The organism is Pedobacter sp. 01T416_2 (assembly GCF_056398925.1).
The window spans coordinates 1-19,456 of sequence record NZ_JBFTQI010000026.1; the positions used below are offsets into that span (position 1 = coordinate 1).

11 protein-coding genes are annotated in these 19,456 nt (G+C 42.1%); 8 read left to right on the forward strand and 3 right to left on the reverse strand.

Translation table 11 applies throughout. From position 1 onward, the window contains the following. The coding region (locus AC1DPQ_RS02295) for an immunoglobulin domain-containing protein (protein ID WP_477607762.1) at positions 1–1,625 on the reverse strand (1,625 nt) is incomplete at its 3' end. Between the two features lie 245 nt (positions 1,626–1,870). On the opposite strand from AC1DPQ_RS02295, the gene AC1DPQ_RS02300 reads away from it, so the two are divergent. Together AC1DPQ_RS02300 and AC1DPQ_RS02305 are read left to right on the forward strand one after the other, a co-directional pair. Further along, positions 1,871–2,386 (forward strand): Crp/Fnr family transcriptional regulator, encoded by a 516-nt coding sequence (locus AC1DPQ_RS02300; RefSeq protein ID WP_477578254.1) that lies wholly within the window; start codon positions 1,871–1,873, stop codon positions 2,384–2,386. A gap of 119 nt (positions 2,387–2,505) precedes the next feature. Further along, positions 2,506–2,736, forward strand: coding sequence for an ester cyclase (locus tag AC1DPQ_RS02305; protein ID WP_477607764.1), 231 nt, complete (start codon positions 2,506–2,508; stop codon positions 2,734–2,736). A gap of 347 nt (positions 2,737–3,083) precedes the next feature. Here AC1DPQ_RS02305 and AC1DPQ_RS02310 read toward each other — a convergent pair whose 3' ends face one another. Further along, positions 3,084–5,117, reverse strand: coding sequence for an alpha-glucuronidase (locus AC1DPQ_RS02310; protein ID WP_477607766.1), 2,034 nt, complete (start codon positions 5,115–5,117; stop codon positions 3,084–3,086). Continuing rightward, positions 5,118–7,742, reverse strand: coding sequence for a glycoside hydrolase family 3 C-terminal domain-containing protein (locus AC1DPQ_RS02315; RefSeq protein ID WP_477607768.1), 2,625 nt, complete (start codon positions 7,740–7,742; stop codon positions 5,118–5,120). It abuts the gene before it with no gap. A 370-nt stretch (positions 7,743–8,112) separates the two neighbouring features. Between AC1DPQ_RS02315 and AC1DPQ_RS02320 the strand changes: the two genes are divergently transcribed. The 6 genes from AC1DPQ_RS02320 to AC1DPQ_RS02345 form a co-directional block, all read left to right on the forward strand. After that, positions 8,113–9,084 carry a glycoside hydrolase family 43 protein gene (locus AC1DPQ_RS02320; RefSeq protein WP_477578243.1) on the forward strand — a complete coding sequence of 324 codons (972 nt, stop codon included), beginning with the start codon at positions 8,113–8,115 and terminating at the stop codon, positions 9,082–9,084. Positions 9,085–9,117: 33 nt separating this feature from the next. Next, the gene (locus AC1DPQ_RS02325) at positions 9,118–11,061 is read left to right on the forward strand and encodes an alpha/beta hydrolase-fold protein (RefSeq protein WP_477578245.1); all 1,944 of its coding nucleotides are present in this window, start codon (positions 9,118–9,120) and stop codon (positions 11,059–11,061) included. Between the two features lie 19 nt (positions 11,062–11,080). After that, the gene (locus tag AC1DPQ_RS02330; RefSeq protein WP_477607770.1) at positions 11,081–13,495 is read left to right on the forward strand and encodes a glycoside hydrolase family 127 protein; all 2,415 of its coding nucleotides are present in this window, start codon (positions 11,081–11,083) and stop codon (positions 13,493–13,495) included. A 320-nt stretch (positions 13,496–13,815) separates the two neighbouring features. Beyond that, positions 13,816–16,287: a glycoside hydrolase family 95 protein gene (locus tag AC1DPQ_RS02335; protein WP_477607772.1), complete on the forward strand. Its 2,472-nt coding sequence runs from the start codon at positions 13,816–13,818 to the stop codon at positions 16,285–16,287. Positions 16,288–16,296: 9 nt separating this feature from the next. After that, positions 16,297–18,231 (forward strand): glycoside hydrolase family 97 protein, encoded by a 1,935-nt coding sequence (locus AC1DPQ_RS02340; RefSeq protein WP_477578250.1) that lies wholly within the window; start codon positions 16,297–16,299, stop codon positions 18,229–18,231. Positions 18,232–18,919: 688 nt separating this feature from the next. Next, positions 18,920–19,456, forward strand: a 537-nt coding sequence (locus tag AC1DPQ_RS02345) for a carboxypeptidase-like regulatory domain-containing protein (RefSeq protein WP_477607774.1), incomplete at its 3' end; no start/stop codon positions are given.

Sequence of the window (19,456 nt, forward strand, 5' to 3'; positions counted from 1 at the left end):
GGGCGTAGGAGCTGCAAATTTACCAGGGATAGGTGGGTCGGTTTGGAAACTTGCCACCGGATTTTGGGCGTAGGAGCTGCAAATTTAYCAGGGATAGGTGGGTCGGTTTGGAAACTTGCCACCGGATTTTTAACAATCTCAGGGATATTAATTGTAGCGACGTCGCTATAGCAATCGCCAACTTTTACTGTTACCGAATAATCACCAGATTGCGAAAAACTGTTAATTGGGACACTAACAGCTGCGGTAGTGGCACTAAAGTTGGCCGGGCCAGACCAAAGATAGGAGGCGTTTGGTGTTTCGGGGATATTGAGTTCCATGGTGCTGCCTAAGCAGAAACTGGTTCTGTTGGCAGAAATAATAGGTTTATCAGGTTTTAAAGCCACATAAAAAGCGTAACTACTAACCGTGCGGCACCCTCTTACCGAAAATGCTTCGAGGGTTACTGTCTTTGTACCGGCAGTGGCATAGGTGATTTCTAAAGGTCCGGTTGTGTTTGCTGTTGCCAGGCTGGCATCTGCACCAAAATTCCAGTTTAAACTATTGTAATTACTTGCATCAGCCGTGAATATGAATTTTTGGGTACGCATGCAGGCATCTTCAGTCTTCATCACAATAGTTGATTTAGGACCTACAAATTCTCCGCTGCCATCAAAAGAAAGACTAAACCCATTGTTTTTGTTCGAGAAATTATCGATCAGTAAAGCATATTGATGCCCTTCGATCATATCAATCGCTTTTACAAAGCCATCCTGATTTGGTGAGCAGCCTCCTTGTTCGCTAAGGTCAACCGAGCTGCTGTTGGCACCTGTAATGTAATACCTTGGGCTACAATCAACACCGCTGCCAGCCGCACAGCGGATGGAATTGGCAGACGAAGGCACGGCAGGCGCTGTGGCTGGTCCAAGATCATATAATACCCAATCAATATCATCGGTAACTGCAGTCGGCGTAATCGTAAAGCCTAAAGTACCTGTATTGGCTGCTGTCCAGGTGTACCACGCACTGTTCGATTCGATGCTTAAACAGGTTCCCGCAGCCTCGCGGTTATTAATTCCGGCCCCGCTCACCTTAAGCTCCGTAAAACTATCTTTATTACATAAAAGAGATGCTGATGAGAAATCCTGTCCGGGTTTGTTTGGTGGGTTATAGCTGTTCACACAGAGTTTAAAACTTCCTGTGGCATCATTTTCTGCGCTGATGCGCAGGTAATAGGTATTGCCAATAATAAGCCCGCCCTTATAGGCAGTAGTAATGTTCTGATCTGTGGTCATCGAACCGATCTGTTCAGTAAGTAAATTGTCCTTATAAGTATAAAAGGCAATGAGCGGATTAAGCAATGTGTTGGTGTTTCCTGCCGATTGTCCGGTTACGGTGGCAGTAATATCGGTACCGATTGCAGTAAAGCTGAACCAGATATCTTTCCCTTCGCTATTCCAAAAACTTCCCTTTCTATAACCACTAGGAGTAGCGTTAGTGCTGGTAAAAGCTGCATCGTTAGAGCAGTATACCGTAGTATTTTGAATTGGTGTGGCCACTTTCACGTCATCATTTGCAGGATCCTGTGCCTGAACTTTTAAAATAAATGAAGCGAAAAACAGCAATAGCGATATGCGTATTAACATAGGTTGGTATGGAGCGTTAGGACGTAAAAATATTGATTATAAAATGATTGGTCAATAGCTGAAAGTAGAGAAAATATGCACAAATCTTCAGAATTTGGGATCGTTCTATAATTCACTTTTATCATATTTGTAAAACGATGATTCATTTTAAACATTAATCTTAACTAATATTAAAAAAGTTGACGATACAGCCATTAATCGAATATTTTAAAAAGTACCTTCCTTTAAATTCCGGGGAAATAAACTTGCTTGCCGAAAGAACGACACACAGAAAAATAAAACGGAGACAAATGATCTTACAGGAAGGCTTTGTTTGCAAACATTATACGTTTGTTGAGAAAGGCTGCTTTAAAATGTATGGCATCGATGAAAAAGGGACGGAACATAATCTGGGGTTTGCAGCAGAGAATGATTGGGTTGCTGACCTTGGAAGTTTCTATTCGGGAAGACCTAGCAAACTTTTTATAGAAGCAATTGAACCTTCCACTATTCTGCAGATTGAACATCAGGACTTGCTTTATCTTTATGTGAATTCACCAAAGTTTGACAGAAATTTTCGGGTAATCGTGGAAGAAAAGTTCATTGAACTTCAAAACCGCTTGTTACAAAATTTCAGTTCAAATGCAGAGCAACGCTATCTGGATTTCCTGGCACAATATGCAGCGCTAGCTTCAAGATTACCCAATACGCAGATAGCTTCCTATCTGGGCATCACGCCTGAATTTCTCAGCAAGATCAGAAAAAATATATCATTGAAATAACATCTATCCTTAAACTACATTAAGACTATTTCTTAAGCTTGTTTATTGGCTAGAAAGGTAATTACGGCCCATCTTTACATTATAAAAACAAGTGCATATTACAAGCTAAAAAATAGAAAATGGGAGTAACAAAAGAATTTTTTGATCAATTTTTACAGTTCATCAATACTGCTGACGAAAATTTAGCACAACAATTAATAAGTCCGGCAGCGAAGTTCCATGTGCCTTTTCAGGCTGAGCCGCTACAAGGTCCTAAAGGTTATTTAACGATTATCGGAATGATGCGCAGCGGCTTTCCGGATATTCAGTGGAATATAATTTTTACCGTTTGTCTGACAACCAGATCATAGAAGAAGTAGGGCAACCTGATCTGCTTGCTTTATTGACTCAAATCGGAGCTGTACCCGCAATTTGATTCTTCCAGGCCAGAAACAAACCTGGATTCATGGTGATTTAGTACTGCTTATCACAATAAATTGGCTGATACCAGGATCGAGGTTCTCTACCTTTTCTAGCGCAAGTCTTAGTGGTTTGGACAATGTGGGCTGGCTGACTTGTGCCTTAAAGGATTAATGTATTAATTTAACGGAAGCACAAGTCAGGCCTTTGCTTTTGCCGGGGCGCTAAGACTTGCGCTAGATGCGGCACCACCGGATTTTTTGGTTTTGTTTTGATGAAAACAGACTATTCATAGTTCTTACTTTTGGTCAGCTTTTTTAAAAGTATCCAATTCATATATTGGGCGTTCCAAATCATAGGGAATTTCTCGTTTGCTAAACTGCTGAAAATATAACAAACAAGCGTCCTTCCAAACCTGTGCATCACGGCTTTGGATCTTGAGCTTGGACTGTACGGATTTGAACCGCTCATCATCAACCAAGCCCTTGGTACTGTCCCAAATGCGTTGGAAAGCACGAACATGTTGCAAACCCGAATCGTAACGATAACAAAGCGCTGTCCAAAGGTCGTTTCCGTTTTTAAGTTTATAAGCCCATGGCACATGGTGAAACCACAACAAATATTCTTCCGGACAACTTTCTAAGCTGTTAAATGTAGATCGGAGTGGTTCATGGTACTGCTCAACGGCATTGCTACCAGTGCTGCTTCTGTTAAAGCCCAGTCCTAAAAGGTCTGCATTGTGGTAGTATACAGAGGTCCAGTCGGCCCTGATGGCTTTATTCGAGAACCATGGGGCAGGCCCGTAATGGTGGCCTTCGGCAAAAATGTGGTGCAATCCTAAAGGCATCATATAATCCACAGCCGCTGCTCTGCTCTGCATCATCATCTCTTTTATCGGTTTTACAAAGGTTCGCTCCATTTTCTTTTCCGTTGGACTTAAAAAAGTTTGCCTAACCCATTCATCCGCAATATCTTCACTCTTAAGTTTATTGTCCCAGGCAAGCCGGCCAAAAGCGTACCAGTTGGCCTGTGCAAAAATATGCCCGGTCCAATTCCGCTCCAGGCCAATATTGGATACCCCTGCAATTGCACTGAAGGTGCGTTTATCCAATGTCCCATCTGTACAGGCCGCTACAGTGCTGCCCTTACCGTTTCGGTAGGTATCGCTTTGTAAACACTCTTCCCAAAGGGTAGACAAAAAAACGAGGTGATTCGACCAGCCCAGATATTCCTGAGTGATCTGAAACTCTGGCATTACAGGGGTTTTAATCATGGCTCCGAATAAGGGACTGAATGGCTCTCGGGGCTGAAAATCAAGTGGTCCGTTTTTGATCTGGATAATTACATTTTTCTTGAATTTACCATCAAATTTTAAAAACTCATTATAGGCTTGTTTCGTACGATCTTCATTACTTGGTTGATATACAAAGGCACGCCACATTACAATCCCTCCAAAAGGGGAGAGTGCATCAGCCATCATATTGGCACCATCAACATGTGTCCTTCCGAAATTTTGAGGGCCAGGTTGCCCTTCACTATTGGCTTTTACAAGGAATCCTCCAAAATCAGGAATAAGTGAATAAATTTCTTTGGCCTTAGCTGCCCACCATTGCCTAACAGCAGGATCAAGAGGGTCGGCGGTTTTAAGTTTCCCAACTGTAACGGGTGAGGAAAAGTTGACCGATAAATAGACTTTTAAGCCATACGGGCGCAATACTGTGGCAATAGACTGAACCTTTTGGAGATAGGCTGTGGTGAGGATTTTTGCTGAAGCATTTACGTTATTGAGTACTGTGCCATTTATGCCTATTGAGGCATTGGCTCTTGCGTATTCTTTGTACAAAGCGATGTCTGCCTGGCTAAGTTGAAGCGAAGAATCGCCCTGCCTCCAAAATATCGAAGCACCAGCATACCCGCGTTCTACAGAACCATCCAGATTATCCCAATGGTTAAGGATTCTTCTTGAATAGGAGGGATTGGACGCATAATTTTGATCAGACTTTCCTAAATACTGCCTTCTAAGGAGCTCGTAGCTTCCATAAAGGATACCCAGATCCGTTTTAGCGGCAATTTTATCGCCTTCCAAACGAAATCCATCATTGGTAACCGAGCCATCTTTAACAAAATCAAATTTTAGTTCTGCGCCATCTTTTCCCAGCCACCCGTTTTTAATTTCTTGTGCAGCAATGGTTAATACCGGCGACTTTCTTGGTGATACCACCTTCACCTGCTTGGTAGCGGTATTGCGGAGCCAAAGTTGGTGTCCATCTTCAGCCTTCAGAAAATGTGCAGTAGCTGTAATGATAATCAATAGCAGGCTAATCTTTTTCATCTAGTTGATTATTAGTTTTCTGGTTACAATATTACCGCTTGTTTTCAGCTTCTCATCGGGCTGGCTTCCACCAATTGATAATGTGACCTCGCCTTTTAGTGGTCTTTTTGTTCCTTTATCATCAATATAACTAAGTTCATCAGGTGATAATTTAAAATGAACAAGTTTGCTTTCACCAGGCGCCAGGCTAACCCTTTGATATCCCTTAAGGGCTTTTTTAGCTGATTTGATTTTTAAATTGTTGTGCATCACATACAACTGGGCAACCTCATCGCTCTGCATTTTACCGGTATTGGTGATCTTTACAGACAAACTTGTTCCTTTGCCTGATTTAAGGTTTGAAGGTAAGATAAAGTTGTGATAATTAAATGTAGAATAGCTTAATCCATATCCAAACCCAAAAAGAGGTATGCCTTTGAAATACCTATAGGTCCGATTCTCCATATTATAATCATTAAAATCTTTTAGATCCTTGTCACTCTTATAAAAGGTTACCGGAAGTCTTCCTGAAGGGCTGTAATCACCGAACAACAAATCAGCTACTGCAGTTCCTGCCGATTGGCCGCCATACCAGGCATTAACAATGGCGGGTATATTTTCGGCTTCCCATGGAATGGCGATGGCGCTTCCTGTCATCATCACAAAAACAACTGGCTTGCCACTCGATTTTAAAGCTTTCATCAGTGAGGTTTGTGCCTGGGGAAGCATGATCGAGGTTCTGTCGCCTCCATTAAATCCAGGTACATTTACTTTCATTTCTTCGCCTTCGAGCTGTGGAGAAATGCCGCCCACGAATATAAATGCATCTGCATCGCGATGGCGTGCAACCAACTCAGTAAAATCTGTGCGCCCAAAGGTACCTCCCGCAAAGCGGACCTTTGCTCCACCCTCACCTTGCCAGTATTCCATTTCAATTTTGTATGTAGAATCCTTCGAAACAGGAATTTTATACGTTTTAGCGCCCCACCTGTTTTTAGACCAGGCATCTAAAACTTTTTGCCCGTTTACCTTTAAACGGTAGCCATCATCCCCATCTACTTCAAAGGTAATTTCCTCTGACTTTAAAGCTTTAAACACCGTGCTAAACCTGGCCGAAAAATGGTTGGCCGCCAAACCTTCGCCAATTTGCTCGCCCTCTTGCCAGTTGTGGTTTATTGATTCTTCGAACCGTGTTAAAAAAGGTGCTCCCTGCAGTTCTATACCCTTGTAATATTCGGCCTTGAAACCCTTGTGACCATCTGCGGTTAATTGGTTCTCTAAATTTCGATAATGTAGAATCGTATCGCTTGCAAACGAAATTGCCTGCTCATATATCACCTCTGTTTGATTTCCCAGTTTATCTTTTATGCCCTGAAGAACCGTTGTAATGGTTGAGGGGGTACCATTGTAATTTCCAAGCACCGAAATATCATTATTGGCATTCGGACCAAGCACCACAAGTTTCTTTAGATTCTTTTTTAACGGAAGTGTGTTTGATTCGTTTTTTAACAAAACCATCGATGCCCTTGCCATTTTAAGTGCATGTGCTTTGTGGGCACTGTTTTCTAAAACTGTTATTGGTGTATTGGCGTATTTCACCATCGAAGGCGGATCGAACATGCCAAGCCTGAACCGGATCATGAACAGTCTTTTTACCGATACATCAATATCTTTTTCTGTAATAATACCGTTTTTAACCGCAGTAAGTAAAGCTTTATAAGCATTAGTTCCACAGTCTAGATCAGTTCCATGAAAAACCGCATCAGCCGATGCACTTGCTGCGTCTTTATGGGTTTTGTGATTTTTAAAGAAATCATCAATGGCCCAACAATCTGAAGTAACATAACCCTTAAAACCCCATTTTTTTCTTAAAATGTCGGTCATTAAAAGATCGCTGCCACAACATGGTTGCCCCTGAAATGCGTTATAAGCACACATCACTCCGGCAACTTCCGATTTCGTAACCAGTTTTTCAAATGCTGGCAAATAAGTATCCCAAAGATCAAAGGCACTAACATCTGCATTGAATACGTGGCGTAAAGGCTCGGGTCCGCTGTGTACAGCATAATGTTTCGCACAAGCCGCCGCTTTCAGGTACTTTGGGTCATCGCCTTGCAAACCCCTTACAAATGCATCGCCCAGTGTAGCAGTTAAATAAGGATCCTCTCCATAGGTTTCCTGACCGCGTCCCCATCTCGGGTCTCTAAAGATATTGATATTGGGTGTCCAATAGGTGAGTCCCAGATAGCGTTCATTCGTACGGCCAAGCGCAACCGCTTTGTTGTAAATTGCCCGCCCTTCCAAAGCAGAATAGTCTGYCATTGTAGCCAGCGCTGCAGGATCGAACATGGCCGCCATAGCAATGGCCTGCGGGTATACGGTAACCTTAAACGGCGTTCTGGCCACTCCGTGCAGTGTTTCATTCCACCAATCGTAAGCCGGAATTTTTAATCTTGGAATTGCAGGTGCTGAATTAAGCATCTGAAAAACTTTTTCCTCAAGTGTTAATCTGGACACCAAATCATCAACCCTTTTATCAAAAGGTAATTTGTAATCGTTAAATGGATATTCCTGTGCCTGAATTGGACAGATAACGTGTAGAAGGGCTAACGTGGTAAATATTGTTAAAAATAAGAATCGTCTCATATATTTGGTTTTCTTAACTTTTGCAAGTTCCAAATAGTTTCACTTCGGGATGTGTACGTTTCGATAAAAATCTGTGACAAATGTTTCGATCTAGCTGTTTGGACCCTTTAAATTTTATTTCATCCGATGATTAGGACGAACATAGGGGGATATTGAACATTCATTGCTATAATTTTCACAATTGACTTAACGCTCATCAGATAATCAGGCTATTTTAGCTGGAATTTGAAAACCATGACAAGGTTTTTAAAATTGTCTTCATTGATGGCAAAGCATCAGGAATGATAAATAAAAGCCAAGCAGTACCTAACCTATCAAGGTGAAAATATCGTCATCAAACAAACTGATTACTGACCAAATAAAAATAATAATGAAATTTAAAGCCCTCTTCCTATTGTTATCAACACTGGTTTTTGCGGTGCATTTTAAATCGCAGGCGCAAAATCCAATTATCAAACAAATGTTTACTGCTGATCCGGCACCACTGGTATATAAAAATAAAGTTTATCTGTATGTTGGGCATGATACCGCAACGGTGAAAGATACCAATTATAAAATGCCCGATTGGCATGTGTTCTCGTCAAAAAATATGGTCGACTGGGAAGATCATGGCATGCTGCTTTCGCCAAAGGCATTTTCATGGGCCGCGGGAGATGCGTACGCCGCTCAGTGTATTTACAGAGATGGAAAGTTTTATTGGTATGTATCAACAGGCCACCAAAAAAACAAGGAGAGTAAAGGAGGGATGGCGATCGGTGTGGCAGTTTCTGATAGCCCTGTTGGGCCATTTAAAGATGCAATTGGCAAGGCTTTGGTAACCAATGAGATGACTACCGATAAAAAGCATGGTTGGGATGACATTGATCCCACTGTTTTTATCGATGATGATGGGCAGGCTTATCTGTATTGGGGCAATGGAAGTTGTAAAAGTGTCAAACTGAAAAAAAATATGATCGAGATGGATGGAGAAATCCAGGTGCTTGACATCAAAAACTATATTGAAGGTCCATGGGTTTATAAAAGAAAAGGCAATTATTATCTGATCTATGCCGGCGCGGGAACCAAACCCGAAATGATTGAATACTGTATGGCTAAGGGGCCACAGGGGCCTTGGGTATACAAAGGTATTATCCAGGGAAATGTTCCCAACAGTTTTACTACTCATCCTGGTGTTATCGATTTTAAGGGCAAATCTTACTTTTTTTACCACAATGGCTCTTTGCCCACAGGTGGTAGTTATAGAAGGTCTATCTGTGTAGATGATATGCATTATAATGAGGATGGCACTATACAGAAAATTGTAGAAACCACTACCGGTGTTAGCCCGGTAAAAGGCAGATAAATAGCTAATAACATACCCTTAACCTAACCAGATATGAAAAAAACAAATAAATCCCTCTTCGTAAAAATAACATTGCTTTTTGTCAGTTTAAGTGCTTATACGCTTGATGGTTTTGCTCAGCAGATCGTGTCCAGTGGCCCAGAGGGCTTTGACGTCATTCAGCCTGCAATTCCGCACGGAAAAATCGATACTTTGACCTATTCGTCAAAAACTGTCGGCAATAACCGTAAAGCATTGGTATACACGCCGCCAGGTTACACTAAACAATTAAAATATCCGGTTTTATATCTTTTGCATGGTATCGGAGGTGATGAAAAAGAATGGCTTAATGGAGGTAATCCCCAGGTGATTCTGGATAATCTTTATGCCGCCGGTAAGTTGGCACCTATGGTGGTAATTATGCCGAACGGCAGAGCCATGAAAGATGACCGTGCCATTGGGAACATTATGGACAAGGATAAAGTGCAGGCCTTTGCTACTTTTGAGAAAGATTTAATTAATGATCTTATTCCTTTTGTGGAACGGAAGTTCAGCGTGTATAAAGACCGCGAACATCGGGCGATTGCAGGTTTATCAATGGGGGGAGGACAGGCTTTGAATTTTGGATTGGGAAATCTGGATAAATTTGCCTGGATAGCTGGCTTTTCTTCAGCGCCGAATACCAAAATGCCAGAAGTGCTTGTACCTGATCCAAAAAAGGCCGCAGCCATGCTCAAGTTGTTATTCATCTCTTGCGGAGCTAGTGATAACCTCATTATCAACAGTAAGCGTACGCACGATTATCTGACTAAAAACAAGGTGCCACATATCTATTTTATCGAGCCTGGTTTTCATGATTTTAAAGTTTGGAAGAATGGGTTATATATGTTTTCGCAATTGCTATTTAAACCGGTTGATACCACTACTTTTTCAAAATATCCGGTAGCAGGTGCGCCGGCCTCAACCAATATTGGGTCTGGCGGCTATCCGCAGATTACCGATGACCATAAAGTTGTTTTCAATCTTTCGACGCCCAATGCGCACAGTGTTCAGGTAGATCTGGGCCGAAAGTATGATATGGTCAAAAATGAAAATGGCAGATGGACCGTTACAACCGATTCTTTGGGTGAAGGATTTCATTATTATTCGCTCATCATTGATGGCCTTCCTGTAGCAGATCCGGCAAGTAAGTCTTATTTCGGAATGGGGCGCATGGCCAGCGGAATTGAAATTCCTTTTTCAAAAGGCGACTATTATGCGTTGAAGGATGTTCCGCATGGCGAGCTCCGGATTAAAAAATATTACTCAAAAATAACCAGGTCATGGAGGCAGCTGTATGTTTACACACCACCTTTTTATGATGCACAGGTAAACGAGAAATACCCGGTACTTTATATCCTCCATGGAGGGGGAGAAGATGAAACCGGCTGGGCCAACCAGGGTAAAACAGATCTGATTCTCGACAATCTTATTGCCGCTCAAAAAGCCAAACCAATGATTATTGTAATGCCCAGTGCAAATGTAGGTGGAGCTGCCTTTGGCGAGGCTAGCTTAAAAATCTTCGAATCAGAATTGAAAGAAGTGATTATTCCATTGGTTGAAAGCACTTACCGCACCAAAACCGATGCGCAAAACAGGGCATTGGCAGGTTTATCGATGGGTGGGATGCACACGCTTTATACCGGGATTAACAATACCGATAAATTCGCATACCTGGGTGTATTCAGTTCAGGATGGGTTGTGCCGCGTCAAAATACAATTGCCGACCTTCAGTATGTAGGGATGAAAAACAACCGTGAAAAAATCAATGCCAACCTAAAGCAATTGTGGATTGCCATGGGCGGGAAAGAGGATATTGCCTATAATAACTGCCAGATGATGATGGATAAATTTAAAGCGCTGAATATCAATTTTAGTTATCACGAATATCCGGGAGGGCACACCTGGCCTGTTTGGCGGAATAACCTTTATCAATTCTCCTCGACCTTGTTTAAATAAACCTTCTTAGTAAAATTATATGTTGACATTCCCAAAATACGATCTTTTGCAAAAGCATTTCCTTTGCCTGGGCGTTTCTGTCCTATTTAACATTGGCTTCTGTGGAAATGTTGGGGCGCAAACGGGATTTTATGCCAATTCGTTTCCTTTAAAACAGGTAAAACTGCTTAGTGGACCATTTGATCACGCCAGAGACCTTAACATAAAAACACTATTGGCTTATGATGTAGATCGGTTGCTTTATCCTTACCTTAAACAGGCAGCGCTTCCTACAGATAAAAAAGGCTATGATAACTGGGAAGGGCTAGATGGGCATATCGCCGGACATTACCTTAGTGCACTTGCACTTAATTATGCCTCAACAGGTAATCCAGAATGCAAAAGCAGGATGGAAAAAATCGTAGCAATATTGAAAGCCTGCCAGAATAAAAATACCACTTCACATTCAGAATGGGGAATAGGATATGCAGGAGGTGTTCCCAATAGTAAGGAGATCTGGATGAAACTTAAAGAAGGAAACTTCAAAGCTTATCAAGCTGCCTGGGTACCCTGGTATAATGTTCACAAGACTTTTGCGGGTTTGCGCGATGCCTGGATTTATGGGGAAAGTAAAGATGCGAAGGAGGTATTTTTAAAATTCTGCGATTGGACGATAGCCATTACCTCGAAGCTTAATGAGCAACAGATGCAGCAAATGTTAGATACAGAACAAGGTGGGATGAATGAAGTATTGGCTGATGCCTATCAGATTACCGGCAATAAAAAATACCTGAACGCAGCGATGCGGTTTTCTCATCAGCAATTGCTTACGCCTATGGCCAACGGGCAGGACAACCTTGATAATAAACACGCCAACACCCAGGTTCCAAAAGCAGTTGGCTTCCAACGGATCGGAGAATTGAGCCATCAAGGGAATTATGATCAGGCCAGTCAGTTTTTTTGGGAAACAGTAACAGGCAAAAGATCTTTGGCCTTTGGTGGAAACAGCCGCAGGGAATTTTTTCCAAGTGCTGTTGCCAGTGCTGATTTTGTAGATGATGTGGAAGGGCCAGAAACCTGCAACACCTACAATATGCTGAAACTGACCGAAGGACTTTTCAGGGAAAAACCCGATGCAAAATATGTTGACTTTTACGAAAAAGCCCTGTATAACCATATTCTTTCGTCCCAACATCCCGAACATGGTGGCTATGTTTATTTTACGCCCGCCCGGCCAAGGCACTACCGCGTATATTCGGCACCGAATGAAGGTATGTGGTGTTGCGTGGGCAGTGGTATGGAGAACCACAGCAAGTACAACGAATTTATTTACACCCATCAAAAAGATACTTTATACCTTAACCTGTTTATTGCCTCTGAACTCAACTGGAAAGAGAAAAACATTACAATAAGGCAGGAAACTACTTTTCCGGATGAGGAAAAAACCAGACTGGTTGTCGCAGATGGAAACGCCCGGTTAATGTTGATGATCAGAAAGCCATCATGGACCGGTAAGGAAATGATGGAAGTGAAAATCAATGGTAAAAAAGCCGACTATAAATTGCTTCCGAATGCTTATCTGGGAATTGGCCGTAACTGGAAAAAAGGAGATGTGGTAGAGCTGAGCCTGCCCATGAAAACCACCGTTGAACGGATGCCTAATTTGCCTGAGTATGTGGCAATTATGCACGGACCGATTTTATTGGGTGCTAAAACTGAAACAGCAGCACTTAAAGGACTGGTAGCAGACAATAGTCGTTGGGGGCATATCGCCAGTGGCAAAAAACTGCCCATTAATAAGGCACCTATTCTTATTGATGAGCATGTTGACGATATCGGCAAGAAAATCGAGCCAATAAAAGGTCAGTCGATGAAGTTCTCTTTTGTGAATGAGCGGATAGAAAATCCTGAAAAAATTACCCTGGAGCCTTTTTACCGCATTCACGATTCACGTTACATGATGTACTGGATGGCACTCACACCTGGCCAGTATGCCGCTTACCTCGATTCTGCTACCCGTGTAGAAAATGAAAAACTTGCATTGGAAAGCCGCACAGTGGATTTTGTTGCACCAGGAGAACAGCAGCCAGAGGTAGATCACCAGATGAAAAACAATAATTCCCACACCGGATCTTATCTGGATCAATTTTGGCGCAATGCAACGGGAAATGGTTTCTTTAGCTACGAAATGAATACCGAGGGTGCAGATCAGCTGGCCCTAAATGTTCGTTACCATACGAGTGGCGGCCGTGATAAATTTGATATTTATCTCGATGATCAAAAACTGGTTGGTGTAGATGCGGGGCAGGGGCCACAAAAAACAGGCTTCTATAACCAGGAATACCCAATCCCTGAAGAAATGCTAAAAGGCAAAAAACGGATTTCGGTTAAATTTTCACCTTCAGATGGAAAATCAACGGCAAGGGTATTTTATGTGAGGTTGGTAAAGAAATAACTAAGGGATGAAGACTATGGTTCTGAAGGCTGAGTGGGGCTGTGGATCAGGAAAAACCACTCCAAATGAACGGATATCAGGCATGGTAATGCCTAATGTCATTAAGTTAAGCCATCGGCATAAGTGAAAATAATTTAACCACGACTTGTCCCGATTTTCGGGAGATAGAAGATGCTCACAGATATAAAAATCTGTGTTTATCTGTGCGCATCTGTGGTTAAAAGCGCTTAATTTACTAACATTGTTGTAATGCCAGCAGTTTAAAAATAACGATTATGAAATTTAACAATTAGCCCCCTTTGTCAATGAATATCCATAACATGGTACTGAGATTCAGTAAGATAATTTTATTGCTTTTTACAGGCACTTTGGCATTTGCACAGGTGCCTGAAAAATCAAAATTAAAGCTTTGGTACGAAGAACCTGCAGGTGCTGTTTGGGAAAATGCACTTCCTGTTGGTAATGGCTTTTTAGGGGCAATGATTTATGGCAACGTGGCAAAAGAAGTGATAAAGCTTAATGAGCATAGCCTGTGGAGTGGTAGTCCCTATCAAAATGATGTTCCGGAAACTTTGAGCCATTTACCTGAAATCCGCGCACTCATTTTTCAAGGGCAGCATAAGGAAGCTGAAAACCTGGCCAATAAAATCATGTTTGGGAAAAAATCATCCGGACAAATCTTTCAGCCAGCAGGCAATCTTCAACTCGTTTTCCCTGGTCATGAAAAGTATCAGAACTACTACAGAGAACTCGATATCRAAAATGCCCTAAGTAAAACAAGCTATAATATTGGCGATGTAACCTATACCCGAACGGCTTTTGCCGCACACGGTAATCGCGTAGTGGTAATGAAACTTACCGCCACTAAAGCCGCCAGCATTTCTTTTACCGCAAATTACACCACGCCCCATAAAAAGGTTTCAATCAGTACCTCTGCTGTTAAAGATCTGGTAATGGAAGGGTTAACCAGCGATCATGAAGGTGTCAAAGGGCTTGTAAAATACAACGTAATCAGCAGATTCAGCAATGAAGGGGGTACATTAAAAGCTACCGATTCGAGTATTGTTGTTGAGCATGCCAATGCGGTAACCATTTTCATTTCCATAGCTACCAATTTTAACCATTATAATGACATCAGCGGCAATGCCGCTAACCGGGCATTGGAGTACCTGAACCGGGCCTCGGCGAAATCTTATGATAAAATTCTGGCTAACCATCTCATCAACTATCACAAATACTTCAATCGTGTTCAGCTTGATTTAGGGGGGAGCGATGGTACGGACTTACCAACAGATAAAAGGTTAATGAATTTCAGGAATACAACAGATCTTCAGTTTGTTAATCTATATTACCAGTTTGGCCGCTATCTGTTAATCAGTTCTTCTCAGCCTGGAGGTCAGCCTGCCAATTTACAAGGCATCTGGAATGATAAGCTTTACCCTCCCTGGGACAGCAAATACACCATTAATATTAACGCCCAAATGAATTATTGGCCCGCAGAGCCGACCAATTTGCCCGAGCTGCACCAGCCCTTTCTTAAAATGGTAGGTGAAATGGCCGAAACGGGCAAGGCCACTGCTAAAAACATGTACGGCGCAAGGGGCTGGATGGCGCATCACAATAGCGATATCTGGAGAAGCACCGGCCCAGTGGATGGTGCATTCTGGGGAATCTGGAACGGTGGCGGTGGCTGGGCCAGTCAGCATCTTTGGGAACATTACCTTTATGGAGGAGACCGCAAATACCTTAAAAGCATCTATCCTGTTTTAAAAGATGCAGCAACTTTTTACAAAGATTTTCTGGTGCTGCACCCAACTCTGAAGTATTTGGTGGTTAATCCAGGTACTTCTCCTGAAAATGCCCCTGCGGCACATGGAGGCTCCTCTATTGATGCGGGTACCACCATGGATAACCAAATTGTTTTCGATGTGTTTTCTACCGCTATCCGTGCTGCCAAAATACTGGGAGTTGACAATGTTTTTGCTGATAGTTTATTGCAGATGCGCAATAAGTTATCGCCTATGCACATTGGTAAACACGGCCAATTACAAGAATGGCTGGATGATATAGACAGTCCAAACGATAAACACCGACATATTTCTCACCTTTATGGTTTATTCCCTTCCAACCAAATTTCTGCCTACCGTACGCCCTTACTTTATGCTGCTGCAAAAAATACCTTGCTTCAAAGAGGCGATGTATCTACAGGATGGAGTATGGGCTGGAAAATAAACTGGTGGGCAAGGATGCAGGATGGAAATCATGCTTACCAACTGATTCAAAACCAACTCACACCACTAGGCGTTAATCCGGGCGGTGGTGGCACTTACAATAATCTTTTTGATGCCCATCCACCTTTTCAGATAGATGGTAATTTTGGCTGTACCTCTGGTATTACCGAGATGCTGATGCAAAGTGCTGATGAGGCATTGCATTTACTGCCCGCTTTGCCAGATGTATGGAAAGAAAAAGGTTCCATTAAAGGGTTAAGGGCCAGGGGAGGCTTTGAGGTACTCAGTCTCGAATGGTCTAATGGGCAGGTAATCAAAGCCGTAATTAAATCAACGCTTGGCGGAAATTTACGGTTAAGGGTTCCCAATGAAATGAAAAGCGACCTTATTGAGTTGAAAAATGCAGTGGGCACTAATCCAAATATGTTCTATTCCATTGCCGAAACCCAGGAACCTATTGTAGCGTCCGAAGCCCGTTTAACCGCTACTCCTTTGAAAAAGACTTTTGTTTACGATATATCAACCAAACCAGGCAGGTTGTATACGCTGCTACTCAAATAATTAGATCTCATGAAATTTATCCGTTTATTTATCATTTTCACCCTTGTAAATACCTGCATTTATGCACAGGAAGCAGTAAGCTATCATGTTTCCAGTCCTGATGGGAAAATTGTTCTCACCTGCAATCCCGCTCAGGGAACCTACAGCATTGCCAGGAGTAAAAAAACAATCTTACAAAATTCTAAACTGGGCATTATCCGAGAAGATGAAGACTTTACGAGGTCATTAAAAGTTGTTGGGAGTGCGGAGCGAAAATTGAAAGAGACCTATGTAATGCGCAATGCAAAAAAGAAATCGATTACCTATACCGCAAATGAATTGGTGATATCGACCAAAACGCCAACAGGTAAAAGAATGAATATTATTTTTCGTGTTTCTAATGATGGGGCCGCCTTTCGTTACGAATTTCCGGAAAAAGATCAATCGTTAAGAAAAATAAAGTCAGAACAGACAAGTTTTCACTTTGCCGAAGGTACGTTGGCCTGGTTACAGGCCAAAGCCGAGGCACAAACGGGATTTGAACATACCAATCCTTCCTACGAGGTATACTACAATATGGCTATCCCGGTAGGTACGCCATCTTCCAGTGCTAACGGGTGGGTATATCCGGCTTTATTTAAAACAGGCGATACCTGGGTGATGCTTACGGAAGCAGGACTGGAAAGAAATTATTGTGGAACCTCTTTGCAGTGTTTATCACCTGGCGGAGAATATCGGATCAATTTTCCCCAGGAAGCTGAAAAAATAAAAGGAGGAGCCCTTTATCCCGAATCTACGCTTCCATGGATTACGCCCTGGCGGATCATTGCAATAGGCGATCTGGCTACAATTATGGAATCAACCCTCGGTACAGATCTTGCTCCTGCATCCAGATTAAAAGATTTATCCTTCGTAAAGCCCGGAAAAGCCGCATGGAGCTGGGTGCTGGAAAAGGATAAAGCGACGATATACCCTGTTCAGAAAAAATATATTGATTACGCTGCCGATATGAACTGGCAGTATTGTTTGATCGATGCAAATTGGGATCAGACTATTGGATATGATTCGGTTGCGGTTTTGGTTGACTACGCAAGAAAAAAAAATGTGGGCATGTTGCTCTGGTATAATTCAGCAGGGGATTGGAATACCGTAAAATTTACACCGAGAGATAAACTGTTAACGCATGAGAAACGGGTGAAGGAGTTTAGCAGGCTTGAAGAAATGGGCGTTAAAGGTATCAAAATCGATTTTTTTGGTGGCGACGGACAATCTATGATTGCTTACTACCATGATATTTTAACCGATGCCGCCGCCCACCATTTGTTGGTCAATTTTCATGGGGCTACACTGCCCAGGGGATTGCAACGGACTTATCCAAATTTAATGACCGCAGAAGCTGTACTGGGATACGAAATGATCACATTCGGGCAAGATGCGGCCAACAAAGCACCTCAACACATGGTTGCCAGTGCCATGATCAGAAATGCATTTGATCCGATGGATTTCACGCCGATGTGTTTATACAAGATCCCCAATATTGAACGACAAACAACCGCTGCATTCGAACTGGCTACATCAGTGGCCTTTTTATCAGGCATACAGCACTATGCCGAAACACCGGATGGGATGAGCCATGTACCTGTCGAGGTTAAAGATTTCTTAAAAGGGTTGCCGGCACAATGGGATGATGTAAAATTTATTGATGGATACCCGGGCAAATTATATGTTGTAGCCAGAAAATCGGGTTCCAAATGGTACGTTACAGGATTGAATGGAGAACCACTCGACAAATCCCTTGCGTTAAATCTCACTTTTCTTAAAAACAAAGCAGGTAAACTTATTTCTTCAGGAAACGATAGTGACAGCCACAACGGGTTTGTTGCCAAAGAAATAAAAATATCAGCTTCTGGAGAATTGAAAATCGACCTCAAAAAGAATGATGGTTTCGTAGCTGTTTTTGAGTAAGTGAGTTCGATTAATATTTAAATCATAGTGAGTGTTTACAGCTGCTTTACCTCACGCGATCGTCATGCTGAATTTATTTTATTAGCAGTTTTCATTATTTTAAAGGTCTAATAGCTACTACGTGGTCAGCATCTTTCCTGCTATTAAGACCCTGAAATGAAGTTACTGCGTAGCTTTCCGCTGCGCTACAGGTCAGGGTGACGACACTAATACTAAAATATCTAAAGAATAGCCCTAAAAGCACATTATTAATAGAATTCAAGTTTATAGCACCAACAACATTCAAAATTTCGGGTTTTTGAAAAGATCATTACTGCAATTTTTTATTGCTTCGAAAAAAATAAATAATCGAAACGGCCTCCCTCAATATTTGTTGTCGTTAAAGATTATTGAAGTGGCTTTTTGTTGCATCTGTTTAGTTTACAATCGATTGCATAAAACGGCTTTGTGTTTTGTGGTCGAAGGAATTACCTCGTTTAATAATCGTTTTTAGTCGATCCTTTCCTTTGAACATTTATTCCATATTTATGAACAATTGACACTTCCGCTTTTCTTCTCATCGAATAACTTTACTTCTATCATGCTTGTCTGCTCCTGTTAAGAGATACACATTATCTAGTTTTTTGGATAACCAGTCCGCTCATTACTGCGTGAAGCATGAATTTTAACCATTATAAACCAAATTTTTATGAGGAATGAATTTTTACAGTTTTTTGTAAAGCCTGGTGCAGGACTTTCCAAATGTCTAGCCAAACTATCACTGATTGCTTTTTTTGCACTTTTTGTGGTTGCCGCACATGCACAAACCCAAGTAAAAGGGCGTGTTGTGGATGATCAGGGAAAACCCCTTCCAGGCGTAAGTATACTGGTCAAAGGAACCTCAGCCAGTACAACAACCCTGGGCACAGGAAACTTCAGTATTGCGGTTCCAACAAGCAATTCGGTACTGGTGTTTTCTTACATCGGATTTACAAGTCGCGAGGTTCCGGTGAGAAATCAAACCGAAATCAATGTGACATTACTCCCGAGCGCGGCTGAACTTGAACAAGTTGTAGTGGTGGGTTATGGAACCCAGCGCAAAGAATCGGTAACTGGTTCTGTGGCAAACATATCGGGCGATAAAGTTCGTGAAATACCCGCACCCAACGTGGCACAGGCTATCCAAGGTCGAATAGCAGGAGTAAACATTTCACAAACTTCTACCAAACCTGGTGCAACCATGCAG

Coding starts and splice junctions, on each gene's coding strand:
- AC1DPQ_RS02305 (WP_477607764.1), top strand. CDS start 2,506: ATGGGAGTAACAAAAGAATTTTTTGATCAATTTTTACAGTTCATCAAT.
- AC1DPQ_RS02310 (WP_477607766.1), bottom strand. CDS start 5,117: ATGAAAAAGATTAGCCTGCTATTGATTATCATTACAGCTACTGCACAT.
- AC1DPQ_RS02320 (WP_477578243.1), top strand. CDS start 8,113: ATGAAATTTAAAGCCCTCTTCCTATTGTTATCAACACTGGTTTTTGCG.
- AC1DPQ_RS02325 (WP_477578245.1), top strand. CDS start 9,118: ATGAAAAAAACAAATAAATCCCTCTTCGTAAAAATAACATTGCTTTTT.
- AC1DPQ_RS02330 (WP_477607770.1), top strand. CDS start 11,081: ATGTTGACATTCCCAAAATACGATCTTTTGCAAAAGCATTTCCTTTGC.
- AC1DPQ_RS02340 (WP_477578250.1), top strand. CDS start 16,297: ATGAAATTTATCCGTTTATTTATCATTTTCACCCTTGTAAATACCTGC.